Below are 15703 nucleotides of genomic sequence, written 5' to 3'. Positions count from 1 at the left end.
CCGTACGCCGCCGCCCTCGGCCCGTACGGCCCGTCCGCGTCCCGGGCGCGCATCTCCTGGAGTTGAGGACATGACCAGCACCACCGCCAAGGCGCCGGCGGACCGCGAGCCGGCCCTCGCCGAGGTCGAGCTGCTCATCGGCGGAATGACCTGCGCCTCCTGCGCGGCCCGCGTCGAGAAGAAGCTCAACCGCATGGACGGCGTCACGGCCACGGTGAACTACGCGACGGAGAAGGCCCGGGTCACCTACCCGGCGGGCACCGAGGTCGCCGATCTGATCGCCACCGTCGTGAAGACCGGGTACACCGCCGAGGAGCCCGCGCCGCCGCGCGAGGACGCGCCCGCGGCCGAGGAGGACCCCGAACTGTCGGCGCTGCGCCGGCGTCTCGTCGTCTCCGCCGCCCTCGCCGTCCCGGTGATCCTGCCGGCGATGGTCCCGGCGCTGCAGTTCGACAACTGGCAGTGGCTCTCGCTCACCCTCGCCGCCCCGGTCGTCGTCTGGGGCGGACTGCCCTTCCACCGCGCGGCCTGGACGAACGCCCGGCACGGCGCCGCCACCATGGACACGCTGGTCTCCCTGGGCACGCTGGCCGCGTTCGGCTGGTCCCTGTGGGCGCTGTTCCTCGGCGACGCGGGCATGCCGGGCATGCGACACCCCTTCGAGTTCACCGTCTCGCGCGGGGACGGCGCCTCCTCGATCTACCTGGAGGTCGCCTCCGGCGTCACGGCCTTCATCCTGCTGGGCCGCTATCTGGAGGCCCGTTCCAAGCGCCGGGCGGGAGCGGCCCTGAAGGCGCTGATGGAACTGGGCGCCAAGGAGGTGGCCGTCCTGCGCGACGGCCGCGAGGTGCTGATCCCGGCACAGCGGCTGGCCGTCGGCGACCGGTTCGTCGTACGGCCCGGCGAGAAGATCGCCACCGACGGGACGGTCGTCGAGGGCGCCTCCGCGGTGGACGTCTCGATGCTGACCGGCGAGTCGGTGCCGGTGGACGTGGCGGCCGGGGACACGGTCACGGGCGCGACGGTCAACGCGGGCGGCCGGCTCGTCGTCGAGGCCACCCGGGTCGGCGCCGACACGCAGCTCTCGCGGATGGCGAAGCTGGTGGAGGACGCGCAGAACGGCAAGGCCGAGGTGCAGCGGCTCGCCGACCGGATCTCCGGCATCTTCGTGCCGGTCGTGCTGCTGATCGCGGCCGCCACGGCCGGGACGTGGCTCGGGCTGACCGGTGACGGCGTCGCCGCCTTCACGGCGGCCGTCGCGGTGCTGATCATCGCCTGCCCGTGCGCGCTGGGCCTGGCCACCCCGACCGCGCTGATGGTGGGCACGGGCCGGGGCGCCCAGCTCGGCATTCTCATCAAGGGCCCGGAGGTGCTGGAGTCCACGCGAAGGATCGACACGGTCGTCCTGGACAAGACGGGCACGGTCACCACCGGCCGGATGACCCTCCAGGAGGTCCACCTCGCCGAGGGGGCCGACGAGAAGGAGGTGCTGCGCCTCGCCGGGGCCGTCGAGCACGCCTCCGAGCACCCCGTGGCCCGGGCGATCGCCCTGGGCGCCGAGGAGCGGGCCGGACGGCTCCCGGAGGTCGCGGACTTCGTCAACGTCCCCGGGCGGGGGGCACGCGGGCGGGTGGAGGGCCGCGAGGTCGCCGTGGGGCGGCTCTTCGACGACCTGCCGCCGGAGCTGGCCCGCGCACGGGAGGAGGCCGAGCGGGCCGGGTACACGGCCGTACCCGTCGGCTGGGACGGGACGGCACGGGCCGTGCTGGCCGTGGCGGACGCGGTCAAGGAGACCAGCGCCCGGGCGGTGCGGGAACTGCGCGCGCTGGGGCTCACGCCGGTGCTGCTGACCGGGGACAACCGGGCGGTGGCCGAGGCGGTCGCCGAGCGCGTGGGGATCGACCGGGTGGTCGCGGAGGTCCTGCCCGAGGACAAGGTCGCGGCCGTGCGGCGGCTGCAGGCCGAGGGCCGGGTCGTGGCCATGGTCGGTGACGGCGTCAACGACGCGGCCGCGCTGGCCACCGCCGACCTGGGCCTGGCCCTGGGCACCGGCACGGACGCGGCGATCGAGGCGGGCGATCTGACGCTGGTCCGCGGTGACCTGCGGGTGGCGGCGGACGCGATCCGGCTGTCCCGCCGGACCCTGGCCACGATCAAGGGCAATCTCGTCTGGGCCTTCGGCTACAACGTGGCCGCGCTGCCGCTGGCCGCCGCCGGGCTGCTGAACCCCATGATCGCGGGGGCCGCGATGGCCTTCTCCTCCGTCTTCGTCGTCACGAACAGTCTCCGACTGCGGACATTCCGGTGAAGTAGCCCCAATTCACCCCACGTTCGCGGCGAACGCGATATGAGCCCCTCTGGAGTCCCGGGCCCGGCTCACATAAGCTCTTCACAAGGCTCGCGCATCATCCTTACGCTTGAGCCCCGAGCGGCATATCCAGGCTCTTGCGTACCTAACGGACATACGCAAGAGACGCAGATCACAGTGATGTGAACGTAACCATCGAAGGGGTTCGAGGGTCTAAGTTGACGATGTCGGAGAGCGTCTTGGGGGGCGCGATCCGACATCTGGAGATGTCTTGGGGGACGTCTCCGGCTGGGGGTACCTCCCTGCTCGAACGGAGTGAGAGCTTGGGGGAGCGTTGCCGGGGCACGTACACCGGGAAGCTTTGAGCGGCCCTTCCGGACGTGCGCTGTCCCGGCAGATCGCACCCACCAGCACTACGGCGAGTTTTGCTCGCTCTGCTCAACAGCGGTTCAGGCGCTGTCCTCACAGACGCCCGGCCGGATCCCGTGGGGGGAATCCGAACCGGGACTGGGAAGGCGCCCTGGTCGTCGGCCCGTGGGGGGACCGGCGCTCCGGGGCGCCTTCTTTATGTGTCCGCCGCCGTGCCGGGTACGCGAAAGCCCCCGCACCCGGCACGCGGATACGGGGGCCCGAAGCGGTACTGCGGCTCAGCGCTCCTCGACGGGAACGAAGTCGCGCTCGATGACGCCCGTGTAGATCTGGCGCGGGCGGCCGATGCGGGAGCCCGGCTCCTTGATCATCTCGTGCCACTGGGCGATCCAGCCCGGCAGCCGGCCGAGGGCGAACAGGACCGTGAACATCTCGGTCGGGAAGCCCATGGCCCGGTAGATCAGGCCGGTGTAGAAGTCGACGTTCGGGTAGAGGCTGCGCGAGACGAAGTAGTCGTCGGAGAGCGCGTGCTCCTCCAGCTTCAGCGCGATGTCCAGCAGCTCGTCGGACTTGCCGAGGGCGGACAGCACATCGTGCGCGGCGGCCTTGATGATCTTGGCGCGCGGGTCGAAGTTCTTGTAGACCCGGTGGCCGAAGCCCATCAGGCGGACGCCGTCCTCCTTGTTCTTCACCTTGCGGATGAAGGAGTCGACGTCACCGCCGGAGTCGCGGATGCCCTCCAGCATCTCCAGCACGGACTGGTTGGCGCCACCGTGCAGCGGACCCCACAGGGCGTTGATGCCGGCGGAGATCGAGGCGAACATGTTCGCCTGCGAGGAGCCGACCAGGCGGACCGTGGAGGTCGAGCAGTTCTGCTCGTGGTCCGCGTGCAGGATCAGCAGCTTGTCGAGCGCGGAGACCACGGTCGGGTCGAGCTCGTACTCCTGCGCGGGGACCGAGAAGGTCATGCGGAGGAAGTTCTCGACGTAGCCGAGGTCGTTGCGCGGGTAGACGAACGGGTGACCGATCGACTTCTTGTACGCGTACGCCGCGATGGTCGGGAGCTTGGCGAGCAGGCGGATCGTGGAGAGGTTGCGCTGGCGCTCGTCGAACGGGTTGTGGCTGTCCTGGTAGAACGTGGACAGCGCCGAGACGACCGAGGAAAGCATGGCCATCGGGTGGGCGTCGCGCGGGAAGCCCTTGTAGAAGTTCTTGACGTCCTCGTGCAGCAGGGTGTGCTGCGTGATGTCGTTCTTGAACGCCGAGAGCTGGTCGACCGTCGGCAGCTCGCCGTTGATCAGCAGGTAGGCGACCTCCAGGAAGGTGGAGCGCTCGGCCAGCTGCTCGATCGGGTAGCCGCGGTACCGCAGGATGCCCGCTTCGCCGTCCAGGTAGGTAATGGCGGATTTGTACGCGGCGGTGTTGCCGTAACCGCTGTCCAGCGTCACCAGACCGGTCTGGGCGCGGAGCTTTCCGATGTCGAAGCCCTTGTCACCGACGGTGCTGTCGATCACCGGGTAGGTGTACTCGCCGTCGCCGTACCGCAGTACTACAGAGTTGTCGCTCACGTCTTCCCTCACCGACGTTGTGCCTCATCTTCGAGGTGCCCTGACTGTCTCTACCATCCCCCACTTGGCTCAGGAGAGTGCACTCGGGGTCGACCATCGGGCCTACTGACGGCACTGAGTGCCGCCAACTTGCCCATCCTGCCCCCTGCCTCCCCCTTCCGGAAGTGCTCTGTGACCTTCACGACTCGTTTGATCGATCATTTTTCAGTCCGGCGAGCCGGAAGTCGAGAGCCGTGCACCTGCGGCCCGCCGAAACCGTGCGCACCGCCTGGCCGATCGCCTTGCGCGAACCGACGAGGACGACCAGCCGCTTGGCCCGCGTGACGGCCGTGTAGAGCAGGTTGCGCTGGAGCATCATCCAGGCGCCCGTGGTGACCGGGATGACGACCGCCGGGTACTCGCTGCCCTGCGAGCGGTGGATCGTCACGGCGTAGGCGTGAGCCAGCTCGTCGAGCTCGTCGAAGTCGTAGGGGACCTCCTCGTCCTCGTCCGTCAGCACCGTCAGGCGCTGGTCGACCGGGTCGAGTGCGGTGACCACGCCGACGGTGCCGTTGAAGACACCGTTCTTGCCCTTCTCGTAATTGTTGCGAATCTGGGTGACCTTGTCGCCGACGCGGAAGACCCGGCCGCCGAACCTCTTCTCGGGCACGTCGGGGCGGCCCGGGGTCACCGCCTGCTGGAGCAGGCCGTTCAGCGTGCCCGCGCCGGCCGGGCCGCGGTGCATGGGGGCGAGCACCTGGACGTCCCGGCGCGGGTCGAGCCCGAACTTGGCCGGAATGCGCCGGGCCGCCACGTCCACCGTGAGCCGTCCGGCGGCCTCCGTGTCGTCCTCGACGAAGAGGAAGAAGTCCTTCATGCCGTCCGTGACGGGGTGCTGCCCGGCGTTGATGCGGTGGGCGTTGGTGACGACGCCGGACTGCTGGGCCTGGCGGAAGACCCGGGTGAGGCGGACGGCCGGGATCGGGCTGCCGTCGGCCAGGAGGTCGCGCAGGACCTCGCCCGCGCCGACGCTGGGCAGCTGGTCCACGTCCCCGACGAACAGCAGGTGCGCCCCGGGCGGCACGGCCTTGACCAGTTTGTTGGCGAGGAGCAGGTCGAGCATGGAGGCCTCGTCGACGACCACCAGGTCGGCCTCCAGCGGGCGGTCCCGGTCGTAGGCCGCGTCGCCGCCGGGCCTGAGCTCCAGCAGGCGGTGGACCGTGGAGGCCTCGGCGCCGGTGAGCTCGGACAGGCGCTTGGCGGCCCGGCCGGTCGGGGCGGCGAGCACGACCTTGGCGTTCTTGGCGCGGGCCAGCTCGACGATCGAGCGGACCGTGAAGGACTTGCCGCAGCCGGGGCCGCCGGTGAGGACGGCGACCTTCTCGCTCAGCGCCAGCTTGACGGCGGCCTCCTGCTCGGGGGCCAGCTCGGTGCCCGTACGTCCCTTCAGCCAGCCCAGCGCCTTGTCCCAGGCGACGGTCCGGAAGCCCGGCATCCGGTCCTCGTCGGTGCGCAACAGGCGCAGCAGCTGGGCGGACAGGGAGAGTTCGGCGCGGTGGAAGGGGACGAGGTAGACGGCGGTGACCGGCTCCGAGCCGCCGTCGGGGCCGGGGACCTTCTCGCGGACCACCCCGGGGTCGCCGCCGTCCTCGGGGACCTCGGCCAGTTCCGCGAGGCACTCGATGACGAGCCCGGTGTCGACCTGGAGCAGCTTCACGGCGTCCGCGATCAGCCGCTCCTCGGGGAGGTAGCAGTTGCCCTGGTCGGTGGCCTGGGACAGGGCGTACTGCAGGCCCGCCTTGACGCGCTCGGGGCTGTCGTGCGGGATGCCGACGGACTGGGCGATCCTGTCGGCGGTGAGGAAGCCGATGCCCCAGACGTCGGCCGCGAGCCGGTAGGGCTGGTTCTTCACCACGGAGATGGAGGCGTCGCCGTACTTCTTGTAGATGCGCACGGCGATGGACGTGGAGACCTCGACCGTCTGGAGGAAGAGCATGACCTCCTTGATGGCCTTCTGCTCCTCCCAGGCGTCGGCGATCTTCTTGGTCCGCTTGGGGCCGAGGCCGGGGACCTCGACGAGCCGCTCGGGCTCCTCCTCGATGATCTTCAGGGTGTCCGTGCCGAAGTGCTGGGTGATGCGGTCGGCGAAGACCGGGCCGATGCCCTTGACCAGGCCCGAGCCGAGGTAGCGGCGGATGCCCTGGACGGTGGCCGGCAGGACCGTCGTGTAGTTCTCCACGTGGAACTGCTTGCCGTACTGGGGGTGGGAGCCCCAGCGGCCCTCCATGCGCAGGGACTCGCCGACCTGGGCGCCGAGCAGCGCTCCGACGACCGTGAGCAGGTCGCCGGCGCCTCTGCCGGTGTCGACCCGGGCGACCGTGTAGCCGTTCTCCTCGTTGGCGTACGTGATGCGCTCCAGGACGCCTTCGAGCACGGCGAGCCTTCGCGGCTCCTCTGCGGCGATGGAGTTCCCCGTCCGGTTGGGCATGATCCGACCGTACCCGTGGGGTGTGACAGCCGCGTCAGCCCTTGATGTGGCCTTCCTTTACGGCGGTTACGAAGGCGCTCCAGCCACCGGCTGAGAAACGCAGGGCCGGGCCGTCGGTGGACTTGCTGTCGCGGACGGGGACGGTGGTGCGGCCGGGGGCGACTTCGAGGCACTCGGCTTGGCTACCGCCGCTGTAGCTGGACTTGAACCACCCGGTGTGCTCACTGCTGATCATGCGTGTGATCCTCTGCTGCCGACCTGACGAGGGCCAGTGACTCCTGCTGCGACAACGCGTCGCTCAGGGCCAGAGCGTAGGCCGTCTGGCAGGCCCTCACCAGCGCCGGATCGTCCATCAGACGTCCGGTCTGGAACGCGTCGACATAGGCCACCGGGGCGGAGTCCTCGAAGCTCATCAGGGTCAGCAGGCTCTCCATGAGCGGATGCGCACCGACGCGGTGCGGAAGGACGTGCAGCCGGATCCGGCGTGCGTCGGCCAAGTCCGCGATCTTGCGCAGTTGTTCTGCCATGACCTGCGGGCCACCGACGGCACGTCGCAGCACGGCCTCGTCGAGAAGCGTCCAGATGACCGGAGCCGACGGCCCGTCGAGGATGCGGGCACGCTCTGTTCGAATGACAACTTGCCTGTCAAGTTCCTGGTGTGTGGTGTCGGGGCGGTAAGCCGCGAACACAGCCCGGGCGTAGTCAGGTGTCTGCAGCAGGCCAGGGACCAACGCCAGCGCGAACTGCTGGATCAGCACCGCGTGTTGTTCCAGTTCGGCGGCGGCAGCGAAGCGGGGGTCGTACTTGTTCTCCAGATCCTCCAGCCACCGCGCGAAGAACCCGTCCGTCCCCAGCGCCCGGTCGATCCGCCGGGCGTCATCGGGCTTCGGCAGCCGCCTCCCGGCCTCGAAGTGGCTGATCAGCGTGGAGGAGCACACGACCTGTTCCCCCAGTTCCTCCTGGGTGAGGCGCGCGGCCGATCGCCTCAGTCGCAGTTCCTCCCCGTACTTCTCCCGCAGCGTTCGAGGCGTGCGACGCGGGTCCATGCGGCAACTCCTTTTCTTGACAGACGCGATGTCAAGCTCCACCCCCTGGCAGCGTAGCCAGCACCGACCCCACTCTGTGAGTGATTCGGCACAGAACGCAGTCGCCGCAGGTCGGAAGGCAGACAGACACATGACAGACCTCATCGCCCGAGCCGTCGTAGCGCTCCTCCGCGTCCTGCTCCCGCCACGGGGCCGGCGACGGCGATCCCCGGTACCGCCCCCGTGTCCGTACTGCCGCGACGGCGTCGTCGACGCGGTGGTCCGCCGCCCGCAGGAGCGGCCGCTGCGCGGCGAGGACAACCGGCTGGTCCGGCCGTACCTGTCGGCGGAGGCAGGCGCATGACGGACGCGGAAGCAGGGCGTCTCCTGCCGTGGACCGGCCCGGAGGGCAAGCCCTGCTACCTGGTGGGGGACGGGACGGGGTACGTGTCGCGGCTCGCCGACGAGATCGAGGACGTACACCTCGGCATGGCGGACGACCTCCTCGGCCACGCCGCCGAACTCCTGGCGGAGCGCCGGGCGACGAGCGCGGAGCTGCGTTACCTGGCGCTGCGGCTCACCGAGTCCCTGCGGGACGTCAAACGGGTCGCGGACAGCAGAGGGGCCCGCCTCCCCCCGGCGGCATCGTGACGTCACTTCCTCCAGAACAGGTGGTGGATCACCCCGCTGGGGCTCGGCACCACATCGCAGTGGAAGCGGTCGAACAGTTCCTCGGGGGACTCCCACAGCCGTGAGCCGGACCCGATGACCACGTCGGGCGAGACCGCCACGTGCAGCGTGTCGACCAGGTCGGCGTCGAGGAACTGCCGGACGGTGGCCGCCCCGCCGCCGAGCCGGACGTCCTTGCCGCCGGCGGCCTCCCGCGCCCGCGCCAGGACCTCGGCCGGGTCGCCGCCGACGAAGTGGAACGTGGTGTCGGAGAGCGTGAACGAGGAGCGCTCGTGGTGGGTCATGACGAACACCGGGGTGTGGAACGGCGGTTCGTCGCCCCACCAGCCCTGCCACTCGTGGTCCTGCCACGGTCCGCGGTGAGGGCTGAACTTGTTGCGGCCCATGATCTCGGCGCCGATGTTGTTGTAGAAGTCACGCGTCAGGTAGTCGTCGAGGCCGCGGCTGCCGCCGGGTTCGGTGCGGTTGGGCCAGCTCGCCGTGGCCCCGGCCCAGGCGAACATCTCCCCCGGGTCGGCGTGGCCGAAGGGCCGCTCCAGGCTCTGGCCGTCACCGGCACCGTAACCGTCACTCGAGACGTTGAAGTTCTGCACGCGCAGCAGCTGGGACACAGCGCTCCTCCTGGGGTCGACGGAAGGCAGACCGCCAGGGCCGGCGGAACTCATCGGTGAGGGCCGGGCGATCTTCCCGGCTCAGCCGGCCTGCGCCACCACGTGGTCGATCACCCGCTGGAAGTCCTCACTGGGCGAGAACTCCACCAGCTCGCTGTCCTCCAGCGCCACCGGGACGTGCCCGGGTCCCCAGTAGTACGCCTGCCCCGCCTCGTACTCCTCCTCGCCCGCCGCCGTGCGCATCCGGATCCGGCCCTTGAGCAGGTAGCCCCAGTGCGGGCACTGGCACGCGTCGTCGGGCAGGCCCTTCAGGGCCGGGCCCATGTCCGTGCCCCGGGGCAGGGTGAGGTAGCCGACCGACAGGCCGCCGCCGATCGGCATGATCCGCAGTTCCACTCCGTCGCCTTCGAGTGCGACGGGCACGTCGTTCCGGGTCGCCGCCTTCATGACTCCTCCGCTCCGGCCCGGCCGGGCCTGGGGAAAACGACCTCCCCCTCCCTCCAGCCTGGACCGCGAGCGGACAGGCCGCGACATCACGATCCGGTCAAGAGGTGCCCCGGAGGTCTTGCCTTACCGCCGTGTAATCGATTCCATCCATCCGTCGATGTAATCGATTCCACGAACCCGTGACGGGTTCCGTTTCCACAAGGAGGTGGAGCGGCGATGGCGAGCATCAAGGACGTCGCTGCCGAGGCGGGCGTCTCCGTCGCCACGGTCTCGCGCGTCCTGAACGACCACCCGTCGGTCAGCGCCGAGGCACGCACCCGTGTGCTGGCCGCCGTCGAGACGCTGGGCTACCGCCCGAACGCCGTCGCCCGCTCCCTGCGCACCGACCAGACCCACACCCTCGGCCTGGTCATCAGCGACGTCCTCAACCCGTACTTCACCGAACTGGCCCGCTCCGTCGAGGAGGAGGCCCGCGCGCTCGGCTACAGCGTGATCATCGGCAACGCCGACGAGCGGCCCGACCTCCAGGACCACCACGTACGCACCCTGCTGGACCGGCGGATCGACGGTCTGCTGGTCTCCCCCACCGACGGCGGCTCCCCGCTGATGCTGGACGCCGCCCGGGCCGGGACGCCCATGGTCTTCGTCGACCGCTGGATCCCGGGCGTGGACGTGCCGGTCGTCCGGTCGGACGGGCGGGCCGCCGTGCGGGACCTCGTGGCGCATCTGTACCGGCTGGGTCACCGGCGGCTCGCGATCATCGCGGGCCCGGCGGCGACCACGACCGGCCGGGAGCGCGTGGAGGCCTTCCGGGAGGCGCTCGGCGCGCACGGGCTCCCCCTGCCGGACGCCTACACGGGCCAGGGCGACTTCCAGGCCGAGAGCGGACGCCGGGTCACCGAGGGATTCCTCGACCTGGCCGAACCGCCCGAGGTCGTGTTCGCGGCCGACAACCTGATGGCGCTCGGCGCGCTGGACGCCGTGCGGGCGCGCGGTCTGCGCGTGCCGGACGACCTCGCGCTGGCCGCGTTCGACGACATCCGGTGGTTCGTGCACACCGACCCGCCGGTCACCGCGATCGCCCAGCCCACGGGCGAGCTGGGCCGGGCCGCCGTACGGGCCCTGGTCGACCGCATCGAGGGACGGCCCGGCCGGTCCGTGACCCTCCCCGCCCGACTCGTCGTACGCCGCTCCTGCGGCGAGAACCCCGTAACGAACAGGAGCCAGTCGTGAGCAACGCGGACGAGTTGCTGCGCATCGAGGGCCTGCGGAAGACTTTCCCGGGCGTGGTCGCGCTGGACGGCGTCGACTTCGACCTGCGCCGGGGCGAGGTGCACGTGCTGCTCGGTGAGAACGGCGCGGGCAAGAGCACCCTCATCAAGATGCTCTCCGGCGCCTACACGCCCGACGCCGGCCGGATCCTGGTCGGCGGCGCGGAGACCCGCATCCAGAGCGCGCAGGACTCCGAACGGCTCGGGATCGCCACCATCTACCAGGAGTTCAACCTGGTACCCGATCTGACGGTCGCCGAGAACATCTTCCTCGGGCGGCAGCCGCGCCGCTTCGGGATGATCGACCGCAAGCGGATGGAGGCCGACGCCGAGGTCCTGCTGAAGCGGGTCGGCGTGAGCGTGTCGCCCCGGGCGCGGGTCCGCGAACTCGGCATCGCGCGCCTGCAGATGGTCGAGATCGCCAAGGCGCTGAGCCTGGAAGCCCGGGTGCTGATCATGGACGAGCCGACGGCCGTGCTCACCTCCGAGGAGGTCGACAGGCTCTTCGCGATCGTGCGCACGCTGCGCGAGGACGGCGTCGGGATCGTCTTCATCACCCACCACCTGGAGGAGATCGCCGCCCTGGGCGACCGGGTGACGGTCATCCGCGACGGCAGGAGCGTCGGCCAGGTGCCCGCCTCCACGCCCGAGGACGAGCTGGTCCGGCTCATGGTGGGGCGCTCGATCGAGCAGCAGTACCCGCGCCAACGGCCCGACCGGGGCGCCCCGTTGCTCACCGTCGAGGGGCTCACCCGGGACGGCGTCTTCCACGACGTCGGCTTCGAGGTGCACGCCGGCGAGGTCGTCGGCATCGCGGGGCTGGTCGGGGCCGGGCGGACCGAGGTCGTCCGGGCGGTCTTCGGGGCCGACCCGTACGACCGGGGCAGCGTGAAGGTCTCCGGCGCCCCGGTCGCCCGGCACGACGTCAACGCCGCGATGACCGCGGGCATCGGGCTCGTCCCCGAGGACCGCAAGGGCCAGGGCCTGGTGCTGGACGCCTCGGTGGAGGAGAACCTCGGGCTGGTGACCCTGCGGTCGGCCACCCGCGCGGGACTCGTCGACCTCAGGGCGCAGCGCGAGGCGGCCGCGCGGATCGCCGAGCAGCTCGGGGTGCGCATGGCGGGCCTCGGCCAGCACGTGCGCACGCTCTCCGGCGGCAACCAGCAGAAGGTCGTCATCGGCAAGTGGCTGCTCGCCGACACCAAGGTGCTGATCCTCGACGAGCCGACGCGCGGCATCGACGTCGGCGCCAAGGTCGAGATCTACCAGCTCGTCAACGAACTCACCGCCGCCGGCGCGGCCGTCCTGATGATCTCCAGCGACCTTCCCGAGGTGCTCGGCATGAGCGACCGGGTGCTGGTGATGGCCCAGGGGCGGATCGCCGGTGAACTCTCCGCCGACGAGGCGACCCAGGACGCCGTGATGGCACTCGCCGTCAGCACTCCCACCAGCACGACCGGAACGGAGGCCTCCCGTGGCCACTGACACGCTCAAGAGCACGACGGGCGCGCGGGGCGCCTCCGGGGGCCTGCGCCGCCTCCTGCTCGACAACGGCGCGCTCACCGCGCTCATCGTCCTCGTCATCGCCATGTCGGCACTGTCCGGCGACTTCCTGACGACGGACAACCTCCTCAACGTCGGCGTGCAGGCCGCCGTGACCGCCATCCTCGCCTTCGGCGTGACCTTCGTGATCGTCTCGGCGGGCATCGACCTGTCGGTCGGCTCGGTCGCCGCGCTGTCCGCCACGGTCCTCGCCTGGAGCGCCACCTCGGCGGGCGTCCCGGTCTTCCTCGCCGTGCTGCTGGCCATCGCGACGGGCATCGTCTGCGGCCTGGTCAACGGCGTCCTGATCTCCTACGGCAAGCTGCCGCCGTTCATCGCCACGCTCGCCATGCTGTCCGTGGCCCGCGGCCTGTCCCTGGTGATCTCCGAGGGCTCCCCGATCGCCTTCCCGGACTCGGTCTCCCACCTCGGCGACACCCTCGGCGGCTGGCTGCCGGTGCCGGTCCTGGTCATGATCGTCATGGGCCTGATCGCCGCGTTCGTGCTCGGCCGGACCTACATCGGCCGCTCCATGTACGCCATCGGCGGCAACGAGGAGGCCGCGCGGCTGTCCGGGCTGCGCGTGAAGAAGCAGAAGCTCGCCATCTACGCCTTCTCCGGTGTCTTCGCCGCCGTCGCGGGTGTCGTCCTCGCCGCCCGCCTGTCCTCCGCGCAGCCGCAGGCGGCCGACGGGTACGAGCTGGACGCGATCGCCGCGGTCGTCATCGGCGGCGCCTCCCTCGCGGGCGGCACCGGCAAGGCGTCCGGCACGCTGATCGGCGCGCTCATCCTGGCGGTGCTGCGCAACGGGCTGAACCTGCTGAACGTCTCGGCGTTCTGGCAGCAGGTCGTCATCGGTGTCGTCATCGCGCTGGCGGTGCTGCTCGACACGGCCCGCCGCAAGGCCGGGGTGAACCCGGTCGCGGGCGGCGCGGGCGGCGGCAGGGGCAGGCAGGCGACCACCTACGCGCTCGCGGCCGTGGTCACCGTCGCGATCGTCGGCGCCACGTCCTTCCTGCACAACGGCTCCTCCGCCACGAGCACCCCGAAGATGGGCCTGTCGCTGTCCACCCTCAACAACCCCTTCTTCGTGCAGATCCGGGCGGGCGCCGAGGCCGAGGCGGAGAAGCTGGGCGTGGACCTGACCGTCACGGACGCCCAGAACGACGCCTCCCAGCAGGCCAACCAGCTGCAGAACTTCACCAGTTCGAACCTGGGCGCGATCATCGTCAACCCGGTGGACTCGGACGCGGCGAGCAACTCCGTGAAGGCCGCGGACAAGGCGGGGATCCCGGTCATCGCCGTGGACCGCACCGTCAACAACGCCAGGACCGACACCCTGGTCGCCTCCGACAACGTCGCCGGCGGAGAGCTCGCCGCGAAGACCATCGCCGACAGGCTGGGCGGCAAGGGCGAGATCGTGATCCTCCAGGGCCAGGCGGGCACGTCCGCGGCCCGGGAGCGTGCGGCCGGCTTCGCCAAGGGGCTGAAGGCCTACCCGGGCATCAAGGTCGTCGCGCAGCAGCCCGCCGACTTCGACCGCACCAAGGGCCTCGACGTGATGTCGAACCTGCTCCAGGCCCACCCGGACGTCCAGGGCGTCATCGCCGCGAACGACGAGATGGCCCTCGGCGCGATCAAGGCCCTCGGCTCCAAGGCCGGCAAGTCGGTCTCGGTCGTGGGCTTCGACGGCACGCCTGACGGACTGAAGGCGGTCGAGGGCGGCACGCTGTACGCGTCGGTGGCGCAGCAGCCGTCCCAGCTGGGGAGGATCGCCGTGGAGAACGCGCTGAAGGCGCTGAAGGGCGAGAAGGTCCAGGAGACGGTCAAGGTGCCGGTGAAGGTGGTCACCGAGGAGAACGTGGCCGGCTTCAGCGGCTGACATCGGGGAACGGCGGGCGGTCGCACGGCTGGTGGGACCGCCCGTCCATGTCACTCACGTGGGGAGACGACTCATGTACGACTACGACCTCCTGGTCGTGGGGTCGGCCAACGCCGACCTGGTGATCGGAGTGGAGCGCCGGCCCGGTGCCGGCGAGACCGTGCTCGGCTCCGACCTGGCCGTCCACCCGGGCGGCAAGGGCGCGAACCAGGCGGTCGCCGCCGCCCGGCTCGGGGCCCGTACGGCCCTGCTGGCCCGGGTCGGCGACGACGACCACGGCCGGCTGCTGTTGGACTCGCAGCGGCAGGCCGGCGTCGACACGGTGGGTGTCCTGGTGGGCGGCGCGCCGACCGGGGTCGCGCTGATCACGGTCGATCCGTCCGGGGACAACAGCATCGTGGTCTCGCCGGGCGCGAACGGCCGGCTGACCCCGCAGGACGTCGCCGCCGCCGGGTGCCTGTTCCAGGGCTCCAAGGTGGTGTCGGCGCAGCTGGAGATCCCGCTGGAGACGGTGGTGGAGGTCGTACGGAACCTGGCGCCGGACAGCCGGTTCGTGCTCAACCCGTCGCCGCCGCGGCCGCTGCCGTCTCAGGTGCTGGCGGCCTGCGACCCGCTGATCGTGAACGAGCACGAGGCGAAGGTGATCCTGGGCGGTTCGGCGGTCGGGGACGCCCCCGAGGACTGGGCGCGGATCCTGCTCGCCAAGGGTCCCCGGTCGGTGGTGGTGACGCTGGGCGCGCGGGGCGCGCTGGTGGCGTCGGCGCAGGGGGTGGAGCGGGTGCCGTCCGTGACGGTGGAGGCCGTGGACACGACCGGCGCCGGAGACGCCTTCACGGCCGCGCTGGCCTGGCGGCTGGGGGCGGGTGAGTCCCTGGCCGAGGCGGCGGCGTACGCGGCGCGGGTGGGTGCGGTGACGGTGACGAAGGAGGGCGCGCAGGCGTCCTTCCCCACGGCGGCGGAGGTCGCTGGGCTGTGAAGAAGGCCGGGATACTGAACCGTCATCTCGCCGGCGCGCTGGCCGGGCTCGGGCACGGCGACGGGGTGCTGGTGTGCGACGTGGGCATGCCGATCCCGGACGGGCCGCGGGTGGTCGACCTGGCCTTCCGCGCCGGGGTGCCGGCCTTCGCCGAGGTGCTGGACGGGCTGCTGGGCGAGCTGGTGGTCGAGGTGGCGACGGCGGCGGAAGAGGTCCGGCGGGCCAACCCGGAGGCGGCACAGCTGCTGGAGGGCTGCTTCCCCGCGCTGGAACTCGTGCCGCACGAGCGGCTCAAGGAGCTGTCGGCGCAGGCCCGGCTGATCGTCCGCACGGGCGAGGCCCGGCCGTACGCGAACGTGCTGCTGCGCTGCGGCGTCTTCTTCTGACGCCCGCCCCGGTTCGTCCGGCGCCCGGCTCGGGGCCCGGGGTACCCCGGAACGGTTTCGAGGGGCCCGATCCGTCGATCGGGCCCCTCGGCCTTTCCCCCCGTCAGGTCCCCCGCGATCCCCCCGGATCCCCCTCCAGAAGTCCTGACACCGAGTACGAC

13 protein-coding genes are annotated in these 15703 nt (G+C 71.1%); 7 read left to right on the top strand and 6 right to left on the bottom strand.

What is annotated here, in order from left to right:
* Positions 1–70: 70 nt before the first annotated feature.
* Positions 71–2308, top strand: coding sequence for a heavy metal translocating P-type ATPase (locus RIN80_RS11565; RefSeq protein ID WP_309095464.1), 2238 nt, complete (start codon positions 71–73; stop codon positions 2306–2308).
* Positions 2309–2955: 647 nt separating this feature from the next.
* Here the strand turns inward: RIN80_RS11565 and RIN80_RS11560 are convergent.
* The 4 genes from RIN80_RS11560 to RIN80_RS11545 all read right to left on the bottom strand — a co-directional run bounded on the left by RIN80_RS11560 (position 2956) and on the right by RIN80_RS11545 (position 7758).
* The gene (locus RIN80_RS11560) at positions 2956–4245 is read right to left on the bottom strand and encodes a citrate synthase (RefSeq protein WP_309095463.1); all 1290 of its coding nucleotides are present in this window, start codon (positions 4243–4245) and stop codon (positions 2956–2958) included.
* A 178-nt stretch (positions 4246–4423) separates the two neighbouring features.
* A complete protein-coding gene (locus RIN80_RS11555) occupies positions 4424–6712 on the bottom strand; it encodes an ATP-dependent RecD-like DNA helicase (protein ID WP_309095462.1) in 2289 nt (762 codons plus the stop codon).
* A 34-nt stretch (positions 6713–6746) separates the two neighbouring features.
* A complete protein-coding gene (locus RIN80_RS11550) occupies positions 6747–6947 on the bottom strand; it encodes a DUF397 domain-containing protein (protein ID WP_309095461.1) in 201 nt (66 codons plus the stop codon).
* Positions 6934–7758 carry a helix-turn-helix transcriptional regulator gene (locus RIN80_RS11545; protein ID WP_309095460.1) on the bottom strand — a complete coding sequence of 275 codons (825 nt, stop codon included), beginning with the start codon at positions 7756–7758 and terminating at the stop codon, positions 6934–6936. The genes RIN80_RS11550 and RIN80_RS11545 overlap by 14 nt, the downstream gene beginning before the upstream one ends.
* Positions 7759–8097: 339 nt before the next feature.
* Here RIN80_RS11545 and RIN80_RS11540 point away from each other — a divergent pair, with 339 nt between their 5' ends.
* Positions 8098–8388: a hypothetical protein gene (locus RIN80_RS11540; protein WP_309095459.1), complete on the top strand. Its 291-nt coding sequence runs from the start codon at positions 8098–8100 to the stop codon at positions 8386–8388.
* A gap of 2 nt (positions 8389–8390) precedes the next feature.
* Here the strand turns inward: RIN80_RS11540 and RIN80_RS11535 are convergent, their stop codons facing one another.
* Entirely contained in the window at positions 8391–9038 is a 648-nt protein-coding gene (locus RIN80_RS11535; protein ID WP_309095458.1) for a dihydrofolate reductase family protein, read from the bottom strand.
* A gap of 81 nt (positions 9039–9119) precedes the next feature.
* Complete coding sequence (locus RIN80_RS11530) at positions 9120–9485, bottom strand: hypothetical protein (RefSeq protein ID WP_309095457.1); 366 nt, start codon at positions 9483–9485, stop codon at positions 9120–9122.
* Between the two features lie 216 nt (positions 9486–9701).
* Between RIN80_RS11530 and RIN80_RS11525 the strand changes: the two genes are divergently transcribed.
* From RIN80_RS11525 to rbsD, 5 genes are all read left to right on the top strand, one after another.
* Positions 9702–10718: a LacI family DNA-binding transcriptional regulator gene (locus tag RIN80_RS11525; protein ID WP_309095456.1), complete on the top strand. Its 1017-nt coding sequence runs from the start codon at positions 9702–9704 to the stop codon at positions 10716–10718.
* Positions 10715–12241, top strand: coding sequence for a sugar ABC transporter ATP-binding protein (locus RIN80_RS11520; protein ID WP_309095455.1), 1527 nt, complete (start codon positions 10715–10717; stop codon positions 12239–12241). The genes RIN80_RS11525 and RIN80_RS11520 overlap by 4 nt, the downstream gene beginning before the upstream one ends.
* Positions 12231–14180, top strand: coding sequence for a substrate-binding domain-containing protein (locus tag RIN80_RS11515; protein ID WP_309095454.1), 1950 nt, complete (start codon positions 12231–12233; stop codon positions 14178–14180). The genes RIN80_RS11520 and RIN80_RS11515 overlap by 11 nt, the downstream gene beginning before the upstream one ends.
* A 73-nt stretch (positions 14181–14253) precedes the next feature.
* Positions 14254–15156 carry a ribokinase gene (locus tag RIN80_RS11510; protein ID WP_309095453.1) on the top strand — a complete coding sequence of 301 codons (903 nt, stop codon included), beginning with the start codon at positions 14254–14256 and terminating at the stop codon, positions 15154–15156.
* Positions 15153–15542: a D-ribose pyranase gene (rbsD, locus tag RIN80_RS11505; RefSeq protein ID WP_309095452.1), complete on the top strand. Its 390-nt coding sequence runs from the start codon at positions 15153–15155 to the stop codon at positions 15540–15542. The genes RIN80_RS11510 and rbsD overlap by 4 nt, the downstream gene beginning before the upstream one ends.
* The last annotated feature ends 161 nt before the right edge of the window (positions 15543–15703 follow it).

It is taken from the genome of Streptomyces sp. (genome assembly GCF_031181705.1).
Classification (GTDB): domain Bacteria; phylum Actinomycetota; class Actinomycetes; order Streptomycetales; family Streptomycetaceae; genus Streptomyces.
The sequence above is the reverse complement of the archived record's forward strand: the minus strand, read 5'-3'. Positions and strand labels throughout refer to the sequence as shown.